Below are 661 nucleotides of genomic sequence, written 5' to 3' on the forward strand. Positions count from 1 at the left end.
CACTTTTAAAGTTCTGCTATGTGGCGCGGTATTATCCCGTATTGACGCCGGGCAAGAGCAACTCGGTCGCCGCATACACTATTCTCAGAATGACTTGGTTGAGTACTCACCAGTCACAGAAAAGCATCTTACGGATGGCATGACAGTAAGAGAATTATGCAGTGCTGCCATAACCATGAGTGATAACACTGCGGCCAACTTACTTCTGACAACGATCGGAGGACCGAAGGAGCTAACCGCTTTTTTGCACAACATGGGGGATCATGTAACTCGCCTTGATCGTTGGGAACCGGAGCTGAATGAAGCCATACCAAACGACGAGCGTGACACCACGATGCCTGTAGCAATGGCAACAACGTTGCGCAAACTATTAACTGGCGAACTACTTACTCTAGCTTCCCGGCAACAATTAATAGACTGGATGGAGGCGGATAAAGTTGCAGGACCACTTCTGCGCTCGGCCCTTCCGGCTGGCTGGTTTATTGCTGATAAATCTGGAGCCGGTGAGCGTGGGTCTCGCGGTATCATTGCAGCACTGGGGCCAGATGGTAAGCCCTCCCGTATCGTAGTTATCTACACGACGGGGAGTCAGGCAACTATGGATGAACGAAATAGACAGATCGCTGAGATAGGTGCCTCACTGATTAAGCATTGGTAACAG

The 661-nt window shown here is 50.2% G+C and carries 1 protein-coding gene; it reads left to right on the plus strand.

The window, feature by feature from the left end:
* Positions 1-658 (plus strand): class A beta-lactamase (bla, locus tag N415_RS30370; RefSeq protein WP_068189976.1); only part of this gene is annotated, 658 nt, incomplete at its 5' end.
* Positions 659-661: the final 3 nt, after the last annotated feature.

Origin of the sequence: Mycobacterium sp. UM_CSW (assembly GCF_000455205.1) — a bacterium.
In the GTDB taxonomy this organism is placed as follows: Bacteria; Actinomycetota; Actinomycetes; order Mycobacteriales; family Mycobacteriaceae; genus Mycobacterium.